The organism is uncultured Tateyamaria sp., assembly GCF_947494755.1.
In the GTDB taxonomy this organism is placed as follows: domain Bacteria; phylum Pseudomonadota; class Alphaproteobacteria; order Rhodobacterales; family Rhodobacteraceae; genus Tateyamaria.
In genome coordinates, this window is the sequence record NZ_CANLVZ010000001.1 from 393439 (window position 1) to 416454 (window position 23016).

The following is a 23016-nucleotide window of genomic DNA, read 5'->3' on the forward strand; positions in this document are numbered from 1 at the left end:
CCTACAGTGTGTTGGGGGCTGCGGTACTGCTTGGGGTGATGGCCGCGTTGGTGCCCGAACGGGTGATCCAGATGGGCCTGACGGCGGCATCTTTGGGCCTACTTGGCCTGGGCCTTGCCGTCATGTTTGCAACGCGCCAAGCAAACGCGCGGCGCAATATGACCATTGAGGCGGTGTCGGGCTTTATCGAGAAAGACGCGTCGCCCAGCTTCGTCTGTGACCAAGACGGGGAAGTAGTCCGCGCCAATGCTGCCGCGCGCAAGGCCTATGGCACGCGCGGCGGTGAAACGCTTGCAGGCACCTTGCGCAACACATTTGCCAATCCGGGCGGTATTTTGTTCCGCCTGCAGGGCGTGGCCAAGGATGCAGGCTCCGCGCGCGAAGATATTGTGACGCGCAAAGGCCACATGCGGTTGGCCGTGCATGACATGGGCGATTCCAGGCTGTTATGGCGGCTTGAGGCGGTGCCCGACATCGGTCAGGGGCGCGGGGCGGACGGCCCGGGCTTGCCCATGATCATGATCGGGCGCACCGGCGCGATTTTATACATGAACGAGCCTGCGCGCACCTTGATCGGGGGGCGCGTCAAATCGCTGGATGCGGTATTTGAAAAGCTGCCGGTTGCCTATGGACAAACCAATGGCATCGCAACAGCCGAGGGACCGGTCGACGTTTTGGCGACCCGTGTTGATGCAGGTGCCGGGCGCACAGCGGTCTATTTGCTGCCACCGCCTGAGGGCAAGGCAGACACCGGCGCATGGTCTTCTTTCGAGGATTTGCCTGTTCCGCTGGTCCGTTTTTCGCCGGACGGAACGGTGCGCAGTTTCAACCGCAAAGGGGCAGACCTTATCGGGCCCGACCTTGTCGAAGGGGTGCACATCTCGGCCATCATGGAAGGGCTAGGGCGCCCGATTTCCGACTGGCTTGGCGAAACCGTGTCAGGCCGTGCCGTTCAGCAATCCGAATTCTTGCGATTGAAACGGACCGACAAGGAGATGTTTGTTCAGGTTGCCCTGAACCGCATGAATGACCTTGATGAGGTGTCCATTGTCGGCGTGCTCGCGGACGCAACCGAATTGAAAACGCTTGAGGCGCAATTCGTGCAAAGCCAGAAAATGCAGGCCATTGGCCAGTTGGCTGGCGGCGTGGCGCACGACTTCAACAATTTGCTCACGGCGATCTCGGGCCATTGCGACTTGCTCTTGCTGCGTCATGACCAGGGCGACTCTGATTATAGCGACCTCGTGCAGATCAATCAGAACGCCAATCGTGCCGCCGCCTTGGTTGGCCAGCTTCTCGCGTTTTCACGTAAGCAAACGTTGCGTCCAGAAGAGCTTGATCTGCGCGACACGATGTCTGACCTGACCCATTTGCTGAACCGCTTGGTGGGTGAAAAGGTGAGCCTCAGCCTGACACATGACCCGGTCCTCAAACCGATCCGCGCGGACAAACGCCAGTTGGAACAGGTGTTGATGAACCTTGTTGTCAATGCGCGTGACGCGATGCGCGAGGGCGGGGTTATTGAGATCGAAACCGAGTGCATCACCCTTACCGAACCGTTGGAACGTGACCGTGTGAGTGTGCCCGTTGGTGATTATGTCTGTCTGCGCGTGAAAGATGCGGGAGTCGGTATCCCGGCGGACAAATTGCAAAAAGTGTTTGAACCGTTTTATACAACGAAGCGCACAGGTGAGGGGACGGGTCTGGGACTGTCCACAGCCTATGGCATCGTAAAGCAAACCGGCGGGTTCATCTTTGTCGACAGCAAGCTGGATGAAGGCACCTGCTTTTCAATTATGTTCCCGGTTCTCGAGCAGACGGCAGAGAAGCCGAAGAAGGTCGCCAAGCCCCTTGTCGCGTCTGAACCGAAACATGGGGACGGTGTTATCCTGCTGGTCGAGGATGAAGCGCCGGTGCGCGCCTTTGCCAGTCGCGCGCTGCGGTTGCGCGGCTATACAGTGCTCGAGGCGGACTCGGCCGAAGCGGCCCTCAAGACCTTGGAAGACGCGAGTTTGAATGTGGATCTGTTCGTGACGGACGTGGTTATGCCGGGCAAGGATGGGCCCAGTTGGGTGAAAGAGGCGCTGGTGGAGCGCCCCGAAGTGCGCGTCGTGTTCGTTTCGGGATATGCCGAAGACAGGCTGAGCGATCAGCAAGACAGCATTCCAAATTCGGTGTTTCTGCCCAAACCGTTTTCGTTAAATGATCTGGCCGAGACGGTGCATAAACAACTTCACTGACAGCCATCAGGTGATTGGGATACTGTCATATAACTCAAACTCTTCTGCACATTTGCGTCGAAAGCGTTGTTCGACATCTTTAGACAGCTTTTGTGGAATCGATGGCGACACATTCTCGCGTGCCAGCTCGAACGTGACACCGAGTCGATCGGTCAGAAATGATGTGAGGCGGTCGGGATTTTCGTACCGAAACAAATGCGTCACACCTGTCCCATTGGGTTGCGTTTCAAGAAATTTGAATTGGCTGCCAACGTCGGCAAAGGGGGGCTTTTGCCCTTTCATGTAGGCCAGCACGAAATCATCAAAGCTGATCCCATGGGTCGCGTTCGGCTTGCCTTCCATGAAAGGGCGTTGGCGATAGCGCCACCAACTGCCCAGCCAACTGATCGGCTCGCGCATCACGGCCATTACCTCAAGCTCGACGTCGCACACCCTCAAAAACATTGGCCGCACAAATCGGTTATACCGATAGACCGGCGCGTGTTTCAGCATGGCGGGTTCGGAAATGATCAGATCTGCATGCGGGCGCAGCGCGGTTTCGTAAGCGGTGGTGCCGGTTTTGGGCACGGACAAGAACGCCAGCTTTGCCTTGTAAAATACCAACATGTGCCTGTCCGATCATCATTTTTCATGTCTCTTTGGTCTGTAAACTACTCCTTAATATCTTCAGGCAAAAGATGGATGCAGAGATTTTAATTGAAATGTTCTTCTTTTGATCTCATAAGGAACACAATGAGAACATCGCCAAGGGCACGGTAGCGATTGCCGGTTTGAAGCGGGTATGACACAAAGGAAAAAACCATGGCAACGGCAGACCTTTTGACAATGACAGACAAGAAATCAGCAGACAAACAAAAGGCGCTGGACAGCGCTTTGGCCCAGATCGAACGCCAGTTTGGTAAAGGGTCGATCATGAAGCTTGGGGCCGAAGGCGCGGTGCAGGACATCAAGGCCAGCTCGACAGGCAGCCTTGGGTTGGATATCGCGCTTGGCATCGGTGGATTGCCGATGGGGCGCATTATCGAGATTTATGGCCCGGAATCATCGGGTAAGACGACATTGACGCTGCACTGTGTGGCAGAACAGCAGAAATCCGGTGGTGTCTGCGCCTTTGTGGATGCCGAACATGCGCTTGATCCGCAATACGCCAAAAAGCTGGGCGTCGACATTGATGAGCTGCTGATTTCGCAACCCGATACTGGCGAGCAGGCGTTGGAGATCACGGACACGCTGGTGCGCTCTGGAGCGGTCAATATGGTTGTGGTCGATTCGGTGGCCGCGCTCACGCCCAAGTCGGAACTTGAAGGCGATATGGGCGACAGCAGCGTTGGCGTGCAGGCACGTCTGATGAGTCAGGCCATGCGGAAACTGACCGGATCGATCAGCCGTTCGAATTGTATGGTTATTTTCATCAACCAAATCCGGATGAAAATCGGCGTCATGTTTGGCTCGCCGGAAACCACGACCGGGGGCAACGCGCTGAAGTTTTATTCGTCTGTTCGGCTGGATATCCGCCGCATCGGCGCATTGAAAGACCGCGACGAAGTCGTTGGCAACGCAACCCGCGTGAAAGTCGTCAAAAACAAGGTGGCACCCCCGTTCAAGCAGGTCGAATTCGACATCATGTACGGCGAAGGCATCTCGAAAATGGGCGAGTTGCTGGATCTTGGTGTCAAAGCCGGTGTCGTCGAAAAGTCGGGGTCGTGGTTCAGCTACGGGGATGAGCGTATCGGCCAAGGCCGTGAAAATGCAAAGTCCTTCCTGAAAGAGAATGCGCATATGGCCGTTGAAATCGAAGACAAAATTCGCGCAGCGCACGGTCTCGATTTCGACATGTCGCCCGGAGAGAAAACCGAAGACGACGACATTCTGGAAGCATAAACAGTCGGGTCAGGGGATGCCCAGAAATCCCTGACGTGTTCGACGGGACACGGACAATATCCGGAACAGGCTGTCACGACGGTGGCAGCCTGTTTCGTTTGTGGACAGTCGGTAGCGGCGGCGGTATGTCAGTGCAACCCCAAGACGTTTCGGAGCAGACGACATGCAATCGCTCAACGATATCCGCTCGACCTTTCTGAATTACTTTGAAAAACAAGGGCATGCGGCCGTTCCATCCAGTCCGCTTGTGCCGCGCAATGACCCAACATTGATGTTCGTCAACTCGGGCATGGTGCAGTTCAAGAACCTGTTCACCGGTTTGGAAAAGCGGGACTATGCGCGCGCGACGAGTGCGCAAAAATGCGTGCGGGCCGGGGGCAAACACAACGATCTCGATAATGTTGGCTATACGGCGCGCCATCACACGTTTTTCGAGATGCTCGGCAACTTCAGCTTTGGGGACTATTTCAAAGAAGAGGCGATCCCGTTTGCGTGGAACCTGATCACTGGCGAGTTTGGCATTCCGAAAGATCGCCTTTACGTCACGGTCTATCATACAGATGACCAAGCTTTTGATATCTGGAAGAAAATTGGCGTCCCCGAAGAGCGGATCATTCGGATCGCGACCTCGGACAATTTTTGGCAAATGGGTCCGACCGGTCCGTGCGGTCCCTGTACCGAGATATTTTATGACCATGGGGATCACATCTGGGGCGGTCCTCCGGGCAGCCCCGAAGAGGATGGTGACCGGTTTATCGAGATTTGGAACATCGTCTTCATGCAAAACGAGCAGTTTGAAGACGGCTCGATGGTCGATCTCGATATGCAGTCGATCGATACGGGCATGGGCCTCGAACGCATCGGCGCGCTTTTGCAGGGCAGCCATGACAACTACGATACCGACCTTTTCAAGTCGCTGATCGAGGCATCTGCGCAGGCCACGGGCGTCGATCCCTATGGTGATGAAAACGTGCATCACCGCGTTATCGCGGACCATTTGCGTTCGACCTCGTTTTTGATCGCGGACGGGGTGATGCCTTCGAACGACGGGCGGGGTTATGTGCTGCGCCGGATCATGCGCCGTGCGATGCGACACGCGCATTTGTTGGGTGCCAAAGACCCGGTCATGCACCAGCTTGTGCCCGCACTTGTCCGTCAAATGGGGGCCGCTTACCCTGAACTTGGGCAGGCGCAGGCTATGATTACAGAGACGCTGGAAGCCGAAGAGAAACGGTTCAAACAGACCCTTGAGCGTGGCCTGAAGTTGCTCGACGAAGAGGTGGGTGGCCTGCGTGACGGTGCGGATCTCTCCGGTGCGGCGGCATTCAAGCTCTATGACACCTACGGTTTTCCGCTGGACTTGACCCAGGACGCCTTGCGCGAAAAGGGTTTTGGGGTCGACACCGACGGCTTTGACGCGGCCATGGCTGAGCAAAAGGCCAAGGCCCGCGCGGCCTGGTCCGGGTCCGGCGAGGCGGCGGATGCGACGGTCTGGTTTGATGTTGCGGACGCCAATGGGGCCACGGATTTCCTCGGCTACGACACCGAAACGGCTGAGGCGCAGATCACCGCGCTGGTGGTAGAAGGCGCGGAGACGACAGCGGCCGAGGCAGGCACGACGGTCCATATTGCGTTGAACCAAACCCCGTTTTATGCCGAAAGCGGCGGCCAGGTCGGGGACACGGGCCTGATCCGCACCGAAAATGGGGAGGCGCGCGTCGTTGATACGCGTAAGACGGCTGGCGTCTTCGTTCATATTGCCGAAGTCACAAAAGGAAGCCTTTCCAAGGGTGAAGCGGCTGTCCTTGAAGTAGATCACACGCGTCGGCAGACCATTCGGGCCAATCACTCCGCGACCCACCTCCTGCACGAGGCGCTGCGCGAGACATTGGGCGAGCATGTGGCACAGCGCGGTTCGTTGAACGCACCGGACCGGCTCCGTTTCGATTTCAGCCACACCAAAGCCTTGTCGTCGGATGAGTTGCGGCAGGTCGAGGCGGACGTGAACGCCTATATCCGCCAGAACAGCACCGTCGAAACCCGGATCATGACGCCCGACGATGCGCGCGCCTTGGGCGCTCAGGCGCTGTTTGGGGAGAAGTACGGCGATGAGGTGCGGGTTGTGTCGATGGGCAAACACGCCGGTTCCGGCAAGGGCGTAGGTGGCGACACATATTCGCTGGAATTGTGCGGCGGCACCCATGTGCGACAGACCGGCGATATTGGAGCTTTTGTGACGCTTGGCGACAGCGCATCAAGCGCGGGCGTTCGCCGGATCGAGGCGCTGACAGGGCAGGCCGCCATGGACCATTTGCGTGCGCAGGACCAGCTGCTTGCCGAGGCTGCCGCAGAGTTGAAAGCCCCGACGCAGGACGTGCCTGCGCGTCTCAAACTGCTGCTCGAAGAACGCAAGGCGCTCACCAGCGAGGTCGCTCAATTGCGCCGTGATCTGGCGATGTCTGGCGGCGGTCAATCCGCGCCGGACGTGCAGGATATCAACGGGACAGCGTTCATCGCGCAAGTGGTCAGCGGTGTCATGGGCAAGGACCTGCCTGCACTGATTGACGAGCATAAGCAGCGCCTTGGCAGTGGTGCTGTGTTGTTGATCGCGGATGCAGACGGCAAGGTTGCGGTCGCCGCGGGGGTCACACAGGACAAGGCTGACAGCCTCAGCGCGGTCGATTTGGTCAAGGCCGCTGTCGCCGAACTGGGCGGCAAAGGCGGCGGCGGACGCGCCGACCTTGCCCAAGGAGGTGCCAAGGATGCCAGCAATGCCGATGCTGCCATTGCAGCCGCTCAAGCCATCATAGGAGGATAGGATGCCAGCACTTTGGATCGCTCATGTCACCGTCACCGACGAAGAGGCGTATAAGAAATACGCCGCAGGAGCCACTGCGGCCATCGCTGAACACGGAGGCACCTTCATCGCGCGCGGCGGGCGGTATGTGCAGCTTGAAGGCACGGACCGGCCCCGCAATGTGGTCGCGAGGTTCCCAGATGTCGAAACCGCCGAGCGCTGCTATCATTCGGAGACGTATCAGGCCGCGCTGGCCCATGCCCGCGGCGCATCCGAGCGCGAACTCATGATCCTGGAAACGACCGAATAACCTTCTTTTGACTGAAAATACCGTGGGGTCTGGGGCAAAGCCCCAGTCCGGCGGTTAGCCCGCGCGCGCCATGCGTTTGCGCTCATGCGGATCCAGAAACCGCTTGCGCAGCCGGATCGCGTTCGGCGTCACTTCGACCAGTTCGTCGTCGTCGATATAGGCAATCGCCTCTTCCAGCGACATGGTGATAGGGGTCGTCAGACGCACCGCTTCGTCTGTACCTGAGGCACGCACGTTCGTCAGCTTCTTACCCTTCAATGGGTTCACTTCCAGATCGTTGTTCCGGCTGTGCTCGCCAATGATCATGCCGGTATAGACGTCTGCCTGCGCCCCGATGAACATCCGGCCCCGCTCTTCGAGGTTCCAGAGCGCAAAGGCGACGGACTGCCCATTTTCCATTGAGATCAGCACACCTGCGCGACGGCCCGGGATGGCACCTTTGTGCGGTGCCCATTCATGAAAGACGCGGTTCAGCACGCCCGTGCCGCGCGTGTCGGTCAGAAATTCACCGTGATAGCCGATCAGCCCGCGCGAGGGCACGTGGGCGACGATGCGGGTCTTGCCCGCGCCGGCAGGCTTCATTTCGACCAGCTCGCCTTTGCGGGTGCCAGTCAGTTTCTCGATCACGGCGCCGGAATATTCGTCATCGACGTCGATGGTCGCCTCTTCGATGGGTTCGTGGCGCACCCCGTCGATCTCCTGAAACAGAACCTGCGGGCGGGAAATCGACAGCTCGAACCCCTCGCGACGCATGTTTTCGATCAGCACGCCCATCTGCAATTCGCCGCGTCCTGCCACTTCGAACGCGTCACCACCGGGCGTGTCGCTGATCTTGATGGCGACGTTGGATTCTGCCTCTTTCATCAGCCGGTCCCGTATGACGCGCGACTGCACCTTTTTGCCGTCCCGTCCGGCAAGGGGGGAGTCGTTGATGCCGAAGGTGACGGTGATGGTGGGCGGGTCAATCGGTTGGGCCGGGATCGCGTCGGCCACGGATTGTTCGGCCAGCGTGTCGGCCACGGTCGCCTTGGTCATGCCCGCGATGGACACGATGTCGCCCGCTTCGGCCACATCAATCGCCGTTTGATCCAGACCACGGAAGGCGAGGATCTTGGTGCAGCGGAAGTTTTCGATCAACGTGCCGTCGCGCGACATCGCCTTGATCGTCTGGCCCGCTTTCAATGTGCCGGACTCGACACGGCCCGTCAGCAGCCGACCCAGAAACGGATCACCGCCAAGGGTTGTGGCAAGCATGGTAAACGGCTTGTCCGCATCCGCCAACTGAGCGGGGGCAGGGACGTGATCAAGGATCAGGTCGAACAGCGCATCAAGGCCCTTGCGCGGTCCGTCCAGCTCGTGATCGGCCCAACCGGCACGTCCCGAGGCGTACATGGAGGGGAAATCCAACTGCTCGTCGGTCGCGTCCAGATTGGCAAAGAGATCGAAACATTCGTCCAGCGCGCGGTCAGGCTCACCATCGGGTTTGTCGACCTTGTTGACGACGACGATAGGGCGCAGGCCCAATTTCAGCGCCTTGGAGGTCACGAATTTTGTCTGCGGCATCGGCCCTTCGGCGGCATCGACCAGCAGCACGACGCCATCGACCATCGACAGGATCCGCTCGACCTCGCCCCCGAAATCGGCGTGGCCGGGGGTGTCGACAATATTGATGCGCGTGCCCTTCCACTCGACCGATGTGGGCTTGGCAAAGATGGTGATCCCGCGCTCGCGCTCCAGATCGTTGCTGTCCATGGCCCGCTCGGTCGTGGCCTGATTTTCGCGGTAGGTGCCGGACTGTTTCAGCAACTCGTCCACAAGCGTCGTCTTGCCGTGGTCAACGTGTGCGATGATGGCGATATTGCGCAGATCCATGTCGGGCCTCTTTGATGCGTACAAAACCCGTGGATGCGGGCGGTTGTGCGGCCCATATCGCGCCGCGCCGCAGAAAGAAAGGTCTAGTGTGTCGCGGTGTTCGAGAACAGCTGAATGACCACAATGCCCGCGATGATGAGCCCCAGCCCCAAGAGCGCGGCGCCGTCCAGACGTTGCCCGAACACTGCAAAGCCGATCAGCGCAATCAACACGATCCCAAGGCCGGACCAGAGCGCATAGGCGATCCCGACGGGGATGTATTTCAGCGCAATACCGAGGAAGTAGAACGCCACCCCGTAGGCGAGGACAACAACCACGGTTGGCCCGAACCGGGTGAACTGATTGCTCGCCTGCAACGCGGTGGTCCCGATGGTTTCAGCCGTCACCGCCAAAACCAGGTAGATGTAGTGAAGCGGCATGGCGCGCCCTCGTGTTCAGCCCTTGATCGGCCAAACCTCTGGACGCGCCGGGGTGAAGTCAAGCGGCGTCGCGCACGCTGTCATCATCGTCCCGCCCCATCTTGAGCGGCTCGTCAAATGTGAGCGTGCGATAGGGGAAGGGGATCTCGATACCCGCATCATCCAGCGCGCGTTTGACCGACGCGACCACCTGATCGCGCGAGCGGCGGATGTCGACGGGCTTGGGCCGCGTCCACCACGTCACCTCGAAGTTGATGGCGCTGTCGGCAAATTCCTGTGCAAAGATCTGGATCGGCAGATCGTCCTTGAGCACCGTGTCGCAGGCCGCAACCGCCTGTTCGATCACATCGCGGGCGGTGTCTACATCCTCTTTGTAGGCGACACCGCAGATAACGGTTGTGCGGCGCACGTCGCGGTTGGTGCGGATCGTCAGCGGGTTTTGGAAAAACAACTTGTTGGGCGCGACCACCAATTGTCCGTCCGTCTGACGGATCAGCGTCTCGCGCATGGCGATACGCTCGACCTGCCCTTCGATCCCTTCGCATTCGACATAATCGCCGTCATCAAAGGTCTTGCGCACCAGCAGGCTGACACCGGCAAAGAAGTTTTCGAGCATGTCACGCGCTGCAAACGCGACCGCCAAACCGCCCACACCGGCGGCAGCAAACATGTTGGCAATCGACAAGGTCGGAAAGGCGATGGTTGCCGCGATCAGTAAGCCGAGGGTCCACAGTGTCACTTTGGTCAGCAATACCGCCACATCCTGCAGGTTCGACCGTAAGCGCCGCGTCAGCCGTCGTGCCACTATTTTGGCCGCAAACACGACCGCCCAGACCACGAACAGGAACAGCGTCGCAAAGATCAGATTGGGCAGGATTTTCCAAAAACTCTCAAGATAGCCCGACAGCTTTTCCTGCATGGGGGCAGGAAAGATGGACCACAGGTTGGTCAGAAAATCTTGCATCGGAACCTCGCGCAATGAATGCTAAATCTTCAACACCGCGACGCGCCATATGGTTCCGCAAAGCGAAAAGGGCCCGGCAATGGCCGAGCCCTTTTGGAATGCGATGTCGAACCGTTAGCCTTTGAGGGCGGCGTTCAGGTTCTCGTCGATCTTTTCAAGGAAGCCCATCGTGGTGAGCCATTTCTGATCGGGGCCGACCAGCAGCGCGAGGTCCTTGGTCATGTGTCCGCTTTCGACCGTGTCCACGATGACCTTTTCCAGCGTTTCGGCAAAGTTCATCAGGGGCGCGTTGTCGTCCAGCTTTGCGCGGTGCTTGAGCCCGCCGGTCCAGGCGTAGATGGACGCGATCGAGTTGGTCGAGGTTTCCTCGCCCTTCTGGTGCTGACGATAGTGGCGTGTGACGGTGCCGTGCGCCGCTTCGGCCTCGACGATCTTGCCATCGGGCGTCATCAGTTGCGAGGTCATCAAGCCCAATGAGCCAAAGCCCTGCGCCACGGTGTCGGACTGCACGTCGCCGTCGTAGTTCTTACAAGCCCAGACGAACCCGCCGGACCACTTCATCGCGGCCGCGACCATGTCGTCGATCAGACGGTGCTCATAGGTGATACCCGCCTCTTTGAATTTCGCTTCGAATTCCTGTTCAAACACCTCTTGAAAGATCAGCATGAACTGGCCGTCATACTGTTTCAGGATCGTATTCTTGGTGGACAGGTACACAGGCCAGCCCAGGTTCAGACCGTAATTCAGCGAGGCGCGCGCAAAGTCGCGGATGCTGTCATCAAGGTTGTACATGCCCATATAGACGCCCGACGAGGGGGCCTTGAACACTTCGCGTTCGTCCACGGTGCCGTCTTCGCCGACAAATTTCATGGTCAGCGTGCCGGGGCCGGGGAATTTCATGTCCGTGGCGCGGTACTGATCGCCAAAGGCATGGCGCCCGATCACGATGGGCTGGGTCCAGCCGGGCACAAGGCGCGGCACGTTCGAACAAATGATGGGCTGGCGGAACACAACACCGCCAAGGATGTTGCGGATGGTGCCGTTCGGGCTGCGCCACATCTGCTTGAGGCCAAATTCCTCGACCCGCGCCTCGTCCGGCGTGATGGTCGCGCATTTGACGGCCACGCCGACCTCTTTGGTCTTTTCGGCGGAATCGATGGTGATCTGGTCGTTGGTTTCATCCCGCGACTCGATCCCGAGATCGTAATAAAGCAGGTCCAGATCGAGGTAGGGCGTGATCAGCTTTTTCTTGATGAAGTCCCAGATGATGCGGGTCATTTCATCGCCGTCCATCTCGACGATGGGATTTTCTACCTTGATCTTGGTCATGGGCGGGTCCTTTGGGTTACGAGTATTTCGCGCAGCGCATAGCGCGTCTGCGGCAGAATTGGAAGCCGTGTATGCGATTGTATACTGAGATTATGTGACGCATTATAGACTGGCATCATACCCGTATGAGGGCTGCGGTATAGTCGGGGCTTGCTGAATCTTGCCATCTGCGCGCGCATGGCAGGTTTCTGCCATCGCAGCGGCGGCGCAGTTACTGACGCGCCTGTTTGCGGTATTTGCCCGGGCTCATACCCACCCGTTTGCCAAACAGCGTGGTCATGTGCGACTGGCTTGAGAAACCGGTCGCATAGGCCAGGTCGGCCAATGACTGATCGGAGTTGATCAGTTGCTCTTTGAGTTCGATCAGGCGCAACTCGATCAGGTAGCTGTGGGGCGGCACCCCGGTCGTCGCCTTGAAGGCGCGGGTGAAGGCAAAGACGTCCATATCGACGAGGCTGGCCAATGTGTCGAGCCCGCCGGGGTTTTCGAGTGTTTCGGTCATGTGTTCGACCACGCGGTTCAACTCGGTGTCGGACAGTTCGAAGGTCGAAATAGGTTTGGATGCGCGGGCGTTCTGACGGCGCAAAACAAGCAGGGCAATCTGCTGGGCCAGCGTTTCGGCGTAAAGTTCACCCCCCGCCGAGGGCATCCGCGCCTCATCCAGCAGGGCCGTCGCGCAGCGGCGCATGGCGTCGTCGTGGACGCCGACAAACGACCATGTCTCGAAATTCTCGGGATCACCGTGGTGCATTGCTCCCCAGGCATCTCGAAAAAAACTGTCGTCTATCAGGATTTGTTGCAAAACCATCTTGCCTTCCATCGCGACGCTCGCCACGAAGCCAGACGTGGTGCATTGCACCGATCCCGGCGTCAGCAGATATTCTTTTGGCGCACCCGGTTCGAGGTTGAGGTCCAGTTCCGCCCGTTGCCGGCCAGACAACAAAGCCTCAAACAAGTGGAATCCCTTAAGTCCTCCTTGGAAGTCACCATCGCCCTGATCACAGACATAAGTGTCGACCCGGGACCAATTCAGGCTTGGGCGTTCTTGAATTTGCGCGCATGCATCGTTTTGCATCCAATTCACCATGTCTTTTCGCAAGGTGTGTTCTGTCATGTCGATTTGCCCACAAGTTTGCCTCGGTCCCACGGCTTGTGCATCTTAGCTATACCGATGACATAGCACAGTCTTGCAGTCGTGCTCCATTTTTCACATTTTTGCAGAACCTGCGGCGTTTATATGCTCCGCGCGGCGAAAAATGCAGCGATCCGCTGGCGCGCATAGTCCCACAAACCGGGCGCACCGCGTGCGATCTTTGTGCCCACACGTTCGGCAATCATGGCCTCGGACACATCGTAATCCGTCCAACTGCCCCCGCCCGAGGCGAGGTTCAGCATTGGCGGCTGGAACCGGTCCAGCGCCTTGGCGAATTGAGCAGTCGGGGTCTCGGCGGCTTCGAACTCTTCCCAGATCGCGCGCAACTCGGCGGCGATGTCGGCGGGCAGCAGCCCATAAATGCGGTCCGCTGCGGCCTGTTCCTGCGCGGCCACGGCAGCGGCATCCACATCCTCAAAGATCGGGTTGTCGCCTGCGTCGATCTCCACCAGATCGTGTAGGATTAACATTCTGACCACGCGGTTGATGTCGACACCCGGCCCGGCCTGATCCGCCAGCACCAGTGCATAAAGCGTCAGATGCCAGGAATGTTCGGCGCTGTTCTCCGCGCGACTGCCATCGGCGAGGGTCGTAGCGCGGGTGATCGACTTCAGCTTGTCGGCCTCGTTCAGAAAGGCGATCTGCTGATCCAGCCTGCTCACTCGGATTTGGCGGCGGCTTGGTGTGCCTTCAGCTTTTGAGCCAGAAACCGGCGGCCCGCATCGTTGGCCATCCGTGTGCGCACAGCCGTCAAAAACGCCTCTTCGAGGGTTTGCGAGGACGCGCCGAGCACGTCGCCCACCTGCATGAACAGCCGGTCATCCCCAATCTCGCCCTGCACGGCGAGGCACTCCTCGGCCAGCCGGTTGGCCATTTCGATGACAACGGGATCGGCCATCAGCGCGACGTCTCGGTCAGGCGGCGTTTGACGTAATCGGTCGTGTGTCCGATCAGCGTATCCATGTGCGGCTCTTCAAAGAAGTGCCCGGCCCCGTCGATCTGGGTGTGGGTGATGGTGATGCCCTTTTGTTCGTGCAGCTTGTTCACGAGGCCCTCGGTGTCGGCGGGCGGGGCCACGCGGTCGGCCGTGCCGTTGATGATCAGGCCCGAGGACGGGCAGGGGGCCAGAAACGAAAAGTCGTACATGTTCGCGGGCGGCGAGACACTGATGAATCCCGTGATTTCGGGGCGGCGCATCAGCAGCTGCATCCCGATCCACGCGCCAAAGCTGAAACCGGCAACCCAGCAATGCTTGGAGTTGTTGTTCATGGATTGCAGGTAGTCGAGGGCCGAGGCTGCATCGGACAGCTCTCCGATCCCCTGATCATATTCACCCTGGCTACGCCCCACGCCGCGGAAGTTAAAGCGCAGCACTGTGAAGCCCATGTTGAAAAACGCGTAATGCAGCGAATGCACCACTTTGTGGTTCATGGTTCCGCCAAACTGGGGATGCGGGTGCAACACAATCGCGATGGGCGCGTCACGTTCTTTCTGGGGGTGGTAGCGGCCTTCGAGGCGGCCTTCGGGTCCGGGAAAAATGACCTCGGGCATATGCGTGTCTGTCCTCGCGCGTTTTTTGAGGGTCCGATTTCTTGACGAAATTGATCGGACACCTTAGAACGTTTCTAAATTGCTGGGCAGGCTCGTGGTCCTGCGGTGAAAAGGGATGTATGGCCTATGGGCTGTGACGTCAATTGGGGGTGGATGGGCGATGAAACTTTCAACAAAGGGGCGGTATGCGATGGTCGCACTGGCGGACATTGCCTTGCAGCCGGGCGAAGATCTGGTGAGCCTGAGCGACATTTCGAGCCGTCAGGACATTTCGCTGCCCTATCTTGAACAGTTGTTCGTGAAATTGCGCCGCGCCAACCTTGTGCAGTCGGTGCGGGGGCCGGGGGGCGGGTATCGCCTTGCCCGCTCGGCGTCGGACATTCGTGTGGCGGACATTCTTGAGGCCGTCGATGAAAAGGTCGATGCGATGCACAAGGGAGCCGGGGCTTCGGGGGCTGCATCCGGGTCGCGCGCGCAGTCGCTGACCAATCGCCTTTGGGAGGGGTTGAGCGCCCATGTCTATGTGTTTTTGCACCAGACGCGGCTGTCGGATGTGATCGGCAATGATCTTGTGCCGTGCCCGGCGGTGCCCAACCTTATGGCGGTGGTGGATGAAGCGTAGTGTGGTGTGCGGGCCAGCCCCCAAACATACCTTTTATTGGGGGCCAGCCCCCAAACCCCCAGAGTTTCCGTGGCAAGATGAAAGATGGATCAGGTGAGCCGTATCTACCTCGATCATAATGCGACGACCCCATTGAGGGCAGAGGCGCGCGCGGCGATGGTCGCGGCGATGGATGTGGTTGGCAATCCATCCTCTGTGCATGCGGAAGGGCGCGCGGCCAAGTCTTTGGTCGAGACGGCACGTGCGCAGGTGGCGCGCGCCATGGGGGCTGCGGACGCTGACATCGTGTTTGTGTCCAGCGCGACCGAGGCGGCGGCCTTGGCCTGTGCGGGGCGTGATCTTGTGGCGGCACCGATCGAACATGATGCGGTCGGCGCGTGGGTCGCGGATCGGTTGGCCGTGGATCGGCGCGGAACCGTAGACTTGGATGAACCCCGTGACAGCGCGCTCCAATTGGCCAACTCGGAAACGGGGGTCATGCAGGACGTGCCAGCAGGCACCGCAGTCAGCGATATGACCCAGGCCTTGGGCAAGGTCGCAATTGAGTTCGACACTTCTGGTATCGATATGGCGTTGATCTCTGCGCACAAGCTTGGCGGGCCCAAAGGGGTTGGCGCGCTGGTGTTGCGCCGGGGCCTTGATGTGACCCCGACCCTGCGCGGTGGGGGGCAGGAAATGGGGCGCCGGTCAGGCACCGAGAACATCATCGGAATTGCTGGATTTGGTGCCGCAGCCGCTGCGGCGCAGGTTGACGTGGAGGCAGGCAAATGGGCGGAAATCGAGAAACTTAGAAATATTCTAGAAAGTGCTCTTGAGGCTGCCTCAAATACGACTATTTTTATCGGGAAAGAAGCGCGCCGGCTTCCCAACACCGCCTGCTTTGCGACGCCTCAATGGAAGGGCGAGACGCAGGTGATGCAGATGGATCTGGCGGGCTTTGCCATTTCAGCCGGATCCGCTTGTTCAAGTGGCAAAGTCAAAACCAGCAAGGTGCTGACGGCCATGGGATTTGGGCACGTTGCGGGCAATGCGGTCCGCGTGTCGCTTGGGCTGGAAACGACGGAACAGGATGTGATGCGCTTTGCCGACATATGGGCGCAAAAGTTGAAGAAACACGAGGCGCGGGCCGCCTAAGGCCTGAAGCACGAGGGGAAATGTCTGATATGGACAATGTTGTAGACGATGTGGTGGTCAAGGATGGCGTTGATCAGGAAACGGTTGATGCGGTTCGCGAGGTTGGCGGCGCGTACAAATATGGCTGGGAAACCGACATCGAAATGGAATACGCCCCCAAGGGCCTGTCCCCCGATATCGTCAAGTTGATTTCCGAGAAAAACGAAGAACCTGAGTGGATGCTCGAATGGCGTCTGGCAGCTTACGAGCGCTGGCTGCAAAAGGAAGAGCCCAAATGGGCGATGGTCGACTATCCCGAGATCGATTTTCAGGATCAGTATTACTACGCGCGGCCCAAATCCATGGAGGTCAAGCCCAAGTCGCTGGACGAGGTCGACCCCAAGCTGCTGGAGACATATGCAAAGCTCGGTATTCCGCTGAAAGAGCAGATGATCCTTGCAGGGGTAGAGGGCGCTGAAAACGCAAGCGACGAGCCACGAAAGGTCGCCGTCGACGCGGTTTTTGACTCCGTCTCGGTCGGCACGACCTTCAAGGACGAGCTGGCCAAGGCGGGCGTTATCTTCTGCTCGATCTCCGAAGCGATCAAGGATCATCCCGAACTGGTCAAAAAGTACCTCGGCTCGGTCGTGCCGGTGTCGGACAATTACTATGCGACACTGAATTCGGCTGTGTTCTCGGATGGCTCGTTTGTCTACGTGCCCCCCGGCGTGCGCTGCCCGATGGAGTTGAGCACCTATTTCCGCATCAATGCGGAAAACACCGGCCAGTTCGAACGCACGCTGATCATTGCCGACAAGGGCTCTTACGTGTCCTACCTCGAAGGGTGCACCGCGCCGCAGCGTGACATCGCCCAACTGCATGCCGCCGTGGTCGAAATCATCATCGAAGAAGATGCCGAGGTGAAATATTCGACCGTTCAGAACTGGTATCCGGGCGATGAAAACGGCAAGGGAGGGATCTACAACTTCGTCACCAAGCGCGCCGATTGCCGTGGCGACCGGGCCAAGGTCATGTGGACGCAAGTGGAAACCGGCTCGGCTGTGACGTGGAAATATCCGTCCTGCATCCTGCGCGGCAATGACAGCCAGGGCGAGTTTTACTCCATCGCCATCGCCAACAACATGCAGCAGGCCGACACCGGCACCAAGATGATCCATCTGGGCAAGAACACCAAGTCGCGCATCGTGTCCAAAGGCATCAGCGCGGGCAAGGCGCAAAACACCTATCGCGGGCTCGTGTCGATGCACCCCAAGGCCAAGGAGTCGCGCAACTATACCCAATGCGACAGCCTGTTGATCGGGGACAAATGCGGGGCGCATACCGTGCCGTATATCGAGGTCAAGAACAACTCGAGCCGGGTCGAACACGAGGCGACCACCTCGAAGGTGGATGACGACCAGCTGTTCTACTGCCGCAGCCGGGGCATGGACGAGGAGGAGGCCGTGGCCCTCGTTGTCAACGGGTTCTGCAAGGATGTACTTCAGGCCCTACCAATGGAATTTGCGATGGAAGCCCAACAGCTTGTGGCGATTTCGCTTGAAGGGTCGGTGGGCTGATCGTGGCGGAGTCTGAGCATAAACGACCCAACATTCTAGCAACGATGCTGGGATGGGTCGCGCTTGGCGCGGTGCTGGGGGCTGGCTTGGGAGCGATCTTTGCGCCACCCCTGACGGTTGGTTTCACGGTTGCGGGGGCGATGACAGGCGGGGCCGCCCGTGCGGCGCGGTTCATGTTTGCGTCCAAGCCCGGAGTGGATGACGAGCGATGATCCAGGAGCTTGTTCAACAGTCCGCAGGGGCCGCTGTTGGCGTGTTTATCGGCACGCTGATCGGGCTTTATATGCGCAAACGTAAGGGCAAGACCTCGACCGGATTGCTTGGCGGTTCGCCCTTTATCATCGCCTCGGCTGCGGCGGGGGCCGCGTTGCTGGCGATGATGCTTTACACCTTTCTCAGCGGGGGGGCGGCATGATCCTGACCACCACAAACACCGTCGAGGGTTACAAGATCACAGACTATCGCGGCATCGTTGTCGGCGAAGCGATCATGGGTGCCAACGTGGTGCGCGACTTCTTTGCGGGCATCACGGACATCATCGGGGGGCGCTCGGGCGCTTATGAATCCAAGCTGCAGGATGCGCGCGATACGGCCATGAAGGAATTGGAAGAGCGCGCCGCACAGGTCGGCGCCAACGCGGTTGTCGGCATCGACCTCGACTACGAAGTGGTCGGGGACAGCATGCTGATGGTGTCCGTTTCGGGCACCGCCGTGATCATCGGATAAACGCGCGTCATGCGCCAAGGGAAGAAGAAAAAATGCTGAATATCAAAAACCTGCACGTGAAACTCGAGGAAGAGGACAAGCAGATCCTCAAAGGCGTCGATCTGAGTGTCGAGGCGGGCAAGGTGCATGCGATCATGGGCCCGAACGGGTCGGGCAAGTCCACGTTGTCCTATGTGCTGTCTGGCAAGGATGGCTATGAGGTGACCGAAGGGGCGGCCTACCTGGGCGACATTGATCTGCTCGATATCGACCCCGAAGAGCGCGCGGCTGCCGGCCTGTTCCTCGCCTTCCAATACCCGGTCGAAATTCCCGGCGTCGGCAACATGACCTTTCTGCGCACGGCTGTGAACGCACAGCGCAAAGCGCGCGGCGAAGAGGAAATGAGCGCCGCAGAGTTCCTCAAGGTCGTGCGCGCACGCGCCAAGGAACTGAAGATCGACGCCGATATGCTCAAGCGCCCGGTCAATGTCGGTTTCTCAGGTGGTGAGAAAAAGCGCAATGAAATCCTGCAGATGGCGATGCTTGAACCCAAGATGTGTATTCTTGACGAAACGGATTCGGGTCTGGACGTTGACGCGATGAAGCTGGTCGCCGAAGGCGTGAATGCACTGCGCAACGAGGGCCGCGGCTTTCTCGTGATCACCCACTATCAGCGCCTTCTGGACCACATCAAACCCGACGTCGTGCACATCATGGCCGATGGGCGCATTGTGAAAACCGGTGGGCCGGAGCTGGCGCTTGAAGTTGAAAACAACGGGTATGCCGACATTCTGGCTGAGGTGGCGTGATGAGCGCGACCGCAGAACAGCCGAATGCGACCGAAGCGCGGATCGCAAACCTGAACCTGCGCTCGGAGGGATGGTCTGGCTCAGCACGCGCGGATGCGGTGACCCGGCTGCGCGCGATGGGCTTGCCCGAACGGCGCGATGAATATTGGAAGTTCACCCGCCCCGATGCGCTGACCCAGGCTGATGCGCCCGAAGCGGCTGTATTCCATGCAGGCGAGGCTGCGCTTTTCGCCAGTACGGACACGTTGACGATTGTGTTTGATGATGGGGTGTTCAACCCTGATGCGTCCGATGCGCTCGCCATGGATTACCTCAGCATCGAACGGCTGGCCGAGGCGGATGCGGACATCCACTGGGCCAAAGGCGTCTACGGCGTCCTCGAGGCGCGCGGCCAGACGCCTGTGCCGCGCCCCTTGGCCGCGCTCAACACCGCCTTTGCCACCGATGGCGTGTTGATCCATGTGACGGGCAAGGTGCCCAAACCGATCAGCCTTGTCTACAATCACAGCGATGAGACGTCCGATGCGATCCTGCACCATGTGATCAAGCTGGACGCCGGGGCCGAACTGACCGTGCTTGAAAACGGCCCGGCCGCCGCCCGGTTCAACAAGGTGATGGAGGTCGATATTGCCGACACAGCCACCTTCCACCATGTGCGCGCGCAGGGGCGCGACCATGAACGGCGCGCCGCGACGCACCTTTTTGCGCGCTTGGGGACCGAATCCACCTTCAAATCCTTTACGTTGACCGTGAACGGACGACTGACGCGCAATGAATGCGTGATTGAGTTGACCGGCGATGATGCGATTGCGCACGTGGCTGGGGCCTGTGTTGGCGATGGTGATTTCCACCACGATGACACGGTGTTCATCACCCACGATGCGGAGCGGTGCGAAAGCCGTCAGGTCTTTAAGAAAGTGCTGCGCAACGGGGCTGTGGGTGTGTTTCAGGGCAAAATCCTCGTCAAGGCGGGCGCGCAGAAGACCGATGGCTATCAGATCAGCCAATCGCTTTTGCTGGATGGTGACAGCGAATTCCTCGCCAAGCCCGAGCTGGAAATCTATGCCGATGACGTGGTGTGTTCGCACGGCTCGACCTCGGGCGCGATTGACGAAGAGGCGTTGTTCTACCTGCGCTCGCGCGGCGTGCCGGAGGCACCGGCCACTGACCTTCTGACCCTCGCGTTTCTGGCCGAAGCGGTTGAGGAGATCGAAGACGAAGGTCTGCGTGACGTCATGGTAGATCGCCTCGAGGGCTGGCTGGAGCGGCATCGAGGCTGATGGCGCTGACCCACAACATTGCCGCGACCTATCGAGGGCCGGGCCAGGTGATCCGCCGTTTGCTTGATCTTGGACAACGCGAGGACCGGGCGCTGGCCTATCTGATGGGGGCCTGCGCGCTGATCTTTGTGGCGCAGCTGCCGCGCCTGTCGCGCGAGGCCCATCTGACGGGGCAGGATCTGAACATGCTGATGGGGGCGACCCTAATGGCTTGGCTGTTCATTGCGCCCCTGCTGTTTTACGCGATTGCATTTCTGGTGCGCGGGATTGGCCGTGTGCTGGGCGGGCAAGGGGATGCGTATGGCGCGCGCCTTGCGCTGTTTTGGGCGCTGTTTGCCTCGACCCCGTTGATCCTGCTGCACGGGTTGGTCGCCGGTTTCATCGGTCCGGGCCTTGAGATGCAGATTGTCGGATTGGTCTGGTGCTGCGTTTTTTTGTGGTTCTGGATCGGCGGCACCATCGCGCAGGAGCGGCGCCCATGACGAATTGGACTCAATTGGCCGTCGACACGGTGCGCGACCCCAAAAGTGCTGCCGACCGCATCATGGGCTGGGACCTCGATCGCGCCACGCTTTACATGGCGCTGTGTGCGGTGGCGGCGATCAATGCGATCCTGGCCAGCGGGCCTGTCATTCTGACGGGCCAGTCGGTTGACGATGTGGCGCGCGAGGCGCTGCCGATCCTCGCCTTGCTGGAGCGGCCCATATTGCTGTTCGTCCTGATCGCGGGCGGGCTTGTTGTGATGGTGCAGGGCCTGTTCTGGGCCGGGCGGGCCATGGGCGGGCAGGGCGACATGAGCGACCTGCTGGCCTTGCTGGTCTGGTTGCAAGCGCTGCGTGCAGTGGCGCAGGCCGCCATCCTGGTGCTCAGCTTTGCGGTGCCGACCCTTGCGGGGCTGGCCGCCTTGGGCGTGATGATCCTGGCCTTTTGGCTGATGCTGCATTTCATCAGCGCGGCCTTGCGATTTGACTCTCTTTTGCGCGCGCTTGGGCTGCTGATTGCGGTCGTGGTGGGTGTCTTTATCGGACTGATGCTGATCCTGACCCTGATGGGCGTGTCAGCCGGAGGACTTTGATATGTACGATGTAAATCGCATCCGTGCCGATTTCCCGATCCTGTCGCGCGAAGTGAATGGCAAGCCGCTGGTTTACCTTGACAACGGGGCCTCCGCACAGAAACCGCAGGTGGTGATCGACGCCATTTCGCGCGCCTATTCCGAGGAATATGCCAACGTCCACCGTGGCCTGCATTTCCTGTCGAACCTCGCCACGGACAATTACGAATCCGTGCGCGCCAAGATCGCCGCGTTCCTGAATGCCGGGTCCGAAGACGAGATCATCTTCAACTCAGGCACCACCGAGGGAATCAACATGGTCGCTTATGGCTGGGCCATGCCGCGCCTTGAAGCGGGCGACGAGATCATCCTCAGCGTGATGGAACACCACGCCAATATTGTGCCATGGCATTTTCTGCGCGAACGGCAGGGCGTGATGCTGAAATGGGTGGATGTGGATGCGACCGGCGCGCTTGATCCGCAAAAGGTGCTGGATGCCATCACGCCCAAGACCAAGCTGATTGCCGTGACCCATATGTCCAACGTGCTTGGCACCAAGGTCGATGTGAAAACGATCTGCGCGGGCGCACATGAAAAGGGCGTGCCTGTGCTGGTCGATGGCTCGCAGGCGGCGGTGCATATGCCTGTGGATGTGCAGGATATCGGCGCGGATTTCTACGCGATCACCGGCCACAAACTCTACGGCCCCTCCGGGTCGGGCGCGATTTACGTCAAGGCGGACCGGATGGCCGAAATGCGCCCCTTCATAGGGGGTGGTGACATGATCAAGGAGGTCGCCAAGGACGCGGTGACCTATAATGATGGCCCAATGCGCTTTGAGGCGGGTACGCCCGGCATCGTCCAGATGATCGGCCTTGGCGTGGCGATTGACTATATGATGGGTCACGGGATGGACGCGATCCAGGCCCACGAGGATCAGTTGCGCGACTACGCGGTGGATCGGCTGAACGGTCTGAACTGGCTTCAAGTACAGGGCACAACCCCCGACAAAGGCGCGATTTTTTCGTTCACGCTGGACGGGGCTGGGCATGCGCATGACATCTCGACCATCCTCGACAAGAAGGGGGTCGCGGTGCGCGCGGGCCAGCATTGTACCGGCCCGTTGATGGAGCATCTGGGGCTGACCGCGACCTGCCGCGCGTCCTTCGGGATGTATAACACCACGGATGAGGTCGACGCGCTGATCGACGCGTTGGAGCTGGCGCACGATCTGTTTGCCTGAGGCACCACATCACCCGAGATTAGCAATTGCAGCACCTTCGGCACCCGGCTATACCGCCGGGCAGTGATCCTTTGGCTGGACAGCGCGTGGCGCACGG

At 59.5% G+C, this 23016-nt stretch carries 24 protein-coding genes; 15 read left to right on the top strand and 9 right to left on the bottom strand.

Features of this window, described 5'->3' with window-relative positions:
• Positions 1–38: 38 nt before the first annotated feature.
• Complete coding sequence (locus tag Q0908_RS01945) at positions 39–2240, top strand: ATP-binding protein (protein WP_299280883.1); 2202 nt, start codon at positions 39–41, stop codon at positions 2238–2240.
• 6 nt (positions 2241–2246) lie between these two features.
• Here the strand turns inward: Q0908_RS01945 and Q0908_RS01950 are convergent, their stop codons facing one another.
• A complete protein-coding gene (locus Q0908_RS01950; RefSeq protein WP_299280747.1) occupies positions 2247–2846 on the bottom strand; it encodes a gamma-glutamyl kinase in 600 nt (199 codons plus the stop codon).
• Between the two features lie 195 nt (positions 2847–3041).
• Between Q0908_RS01950 and recA the strand changes: the two genes are divergently transcribed.
• The 3 genes from recA (at position 3042) to Q0908_RS01965 (ending at position 7228) form a co-directional block, all read left to right on the top strand.
• Positions 3042–4121 (top strand): recombinase RecA, encoded by a 1080-nt coding sequence (gene recA, locus Q0908_RS01955; RefSeq protein WP_299280748.1) that lies wholly within the window; start codon positions 3042–3044, stop codon positions 4119–4121.
• 163 nt (positions 4122–4284) lie between these two features.
• Complete coding sequence (alaS, locus tag Q0908_RS01960; RefSeq protein WP_299280749.1) at positions 4285–6939, top strand: alanine--tRNA ligase; 2655 nt, start codon at positions 4285–4287, stop codon at positions 6937–6939.
• 1 nt (position 6940) lies between these two features.
• Positions 6941–7228, top strand: a complete 288-nt coding sequence (locus Q0908_RS01965) for a DUF1330 domain-containing protein (RefSeq protein WP_299280750.1) — start codon at positions 6941–6943, stop codon at positions 7226–7228.
• A 54-nt stretch (positions 7229–7282) separates the two neighbouring features.
• On the opposite strand, the gene typA is transcribed toward Q0908_RS01965, so the two are convergent.
• The 8 genes from typA to Q0908_RS02005 all read right to left on the bottom strand — a co-directional run bounded on the left by typA (position 7283) and on the right by Q0908_RS02005 (position 14516).
• Positions 7283–9100, bottom strand: coding sequence for a translational GTPase TypA (gene typA / locus Q0908_RS01970; RefSeq protein ID WP_299280751.1), 1818 nt, complete (start codon positions 9098–9100; stop codon positions 7283–7285).
• Between the two features lie 83 nt (positions 9101–9183).
• Positions 9184–9519 (bottom strand): SMR family transporter, encoded by a 336-nt coding sequence (locus Q0908_RS01975; RefSeq protein ID WP_299280752.1) that lies wholly within the window; start codon positions 9517–9519, stop codon positions 9184–9186.
• 58 nt (positions 9520–9577) lie between these two features.
• Positions 9578–10483 (bottom strand): mechanosensitive ion channel family protein, encoded by a 906-nt coding sequence (locus Q0908_RS01980; RefSeq protein ID WP_299280753.1) that lies wholly within the window; start codon positions 10481–10483, stop codon positions 9578–9580.
• 114 nt (positions 10484–10597) lie between these two features.
• The gene (locus tag Q0908_RS01985; RefSeq protein WP_299280754.1) at positions 10598–11812 is read right to left on the bottom strand and encodes an NADP-dependent isocitrate dehydrogenase; all 1215 of its coding nucleotides are present in this window, start codon (positions 11810–11812) and stop codon (positions 10598–10600) included.
• A gap of 211 nt (positions 11813–12023) precedes the next feature.
• The gene (locus Q0908_RS01990) at positions 12024–12767 is read right to left on the bottom strand and encodes an AraC family transcriptional regulator (RefSeq protein WP_299280755.1); all 744 of its coding nucleotides are present in this window, start codon (positions 12765–12767) and stop codon (positions 12024–12026) included.
• 278 nt (positions 12768–13045) lie between these two features.
• Positions 13046–13627 (bottom strand): HD family hydrolase, encoded by a 582-nt coding sequence (locus tag Q0908_RS01995; protein WP_299280756.1) that lies wholly within the window; start codon positions 13625–13627, stop codon positions 13046–13048.
• On the bottom strand, positions 13624–13863 hold the full coding sequence (locus Q0908_RS02000) for a hypothetical protein (protein WP_299280757.1): 240 nt from the start codon (positions 13861–13863) through the stop codon (positions 13624–13626). The genes Q0908_RS01995 and Q0908_RS02000 overlap by 4 nt, the downstream gene beginning before the upstream one ends.
• A complete protein-coding gene (locus Q0908_RS02005) occupies positions 13863–14516 on the bottom strand; it encodes an alpha/beta hydrolase (RefSeq protein WP_299280758.1) in 654 nt (217 codons plus the stop codon). Before Q0908_RS02005 ends, Q0908_RS02000 begins: the two co-directional genes overlap by 1 nt.
• A 160-nt stretch (positions 14517–14676) precedes the next feature.
• Between Q0908_RS02005 and Q0908_RS02010 the strand changes: the two genes are divergently transcribed.
• The 11 genes from Q0908_RS02010 (at position 14677) to Q0908_RS02060 (ending at position 22919) form a co-directional block, all read left to right on the top strand.
• Positions 14677–15138: an Rrf2 family transcriptional regulator gene (locus Q0908_RS02010; protein WP_299280759.1), complete on the top strand. Its 462-nt coding sequence runs from the start codon at positions 14677–14679 to the stop codon at positions 15136–15138.
• A 93-nt stretch (positions 15139–15231) separates the two neighbouring features.
• The gene (locus Q0908_RS02015) at positions 15232–16272 is read left to right on the top strand and encodes an aminotransferase class V-fold PLP-dependent enzyme (RefSeq protein WP_299280760.1); all 1041 of its coding nucleotides are present in this window, start codon (positions 15232–15234) and stop codon (positions 16270–16272) included.
• Between the two features lie 20 nt (positions 16273–16292).
• Positions 16293–17828, top strand: coding sequence for a Fe-S cluster assembly protein SufB (sufB, locus tag Q0908_RS02020; protein WP_299280761.1), 1536 nt, complete (start codon positions 16293–16295; stop codon positions 17826–17828).
• A 2-nt stretch (positions 17829–17830) separates the two neighbouring features.
• On the top strand, positions 17831–18040 hold the full coding sequence (locus Q0908_RS02025) for a hypothetical protein (RefSeq protein ID WP_299280762.1): 210 nt from the start codon (positions 17831–17833) through the stop codon (positions 18038–18040).
• Positions 18037–18243: a hypothetical protein gene (locus Q0908_RS02030; protein ID WP_299280763.1), complete on the top strand. Its 207-nt coding sequence runs from the start codon at positions 18037–18039 to the stop codon at positions 18241–18243. Before Q0908_RS02025 ends, Q0908_RS02030 begins: the two co-directional genes overlap by 4 nt.
• Positions 18240–18554 carry a heavy metal-binding domain-containing protein gene (locus Q0908_RS02035; RefSeq protein ID WP_299280764.1) on the top strand — a complete coding sequence of 105 codons (315 nt, stop codon included), beginning with the start codon at positions 18240–18242 and terminating at the stop codon, positions 18552–18554. Before Q0908_RS02030 ends, Q0908_RS02035 begins: the two co-directional genes overlap by 4 nt.
• 32 nt (positions 18555–18586) lie before the next feature.
• Complete coding sequence (sufC, locus tag Q0908_RS02040; protein WP_299280765.1) at positions 18587–19342, top strand: Fe-S cluster assembly ATPase SufC; 756 nt, start codon at positions 18587–18589, stop codon at positions 19340–19342.
• A complete protein-coding gene (sufD, locus tag Q0908_RS02045) occupies positions 19342–20622 on the top strand; it encodes a Fe-S cluster assembly protein SufD (protein ID WP_299280766.1) in 1281 nt (426 codons plus the stop codon). Before sufC ends, sufD begins: the two co-directional genes overlap by 1 nt.
• Entirely contained in the window at positions 20622–21104 is a 483-nt protein-coding gene (locus Q0908_RS02050; protein WP_299280767.1) for a YIP1 family protein, read from the top strand. Before sufD ends, Q0908_RS02050 begins: the two co-directional genes overlap by 1 nt.
• Positions 21101–21697: a Yip1 family protein gene (locus Q0908_RS02055; protein WP_299280768.1), complete on the top strand. Its 597-nt coding sequence runs from the start codon at positions 21101–21103 to the stop codon at positions 21695–21697. Before Q0908_RS02050 ends, Q0908_RS02055 begins: the two co-directional genes overlap by 4 nt.
• 1 nt (position 21698) lies before the next feature.
• The gene (locus Q0908_RS02060) at positions 21699–22919 is read left to right on the top strand and encodes a cysteine desulfurase (RefSeq protein WP_299280769.1); all 1221 of its coding nucleotides are present in this window, start codon (positions 21699–21701) and stop codon (positions 22917–22919) included.
• Positions 22920–23016: the final 97 nt, after the last annotated feature.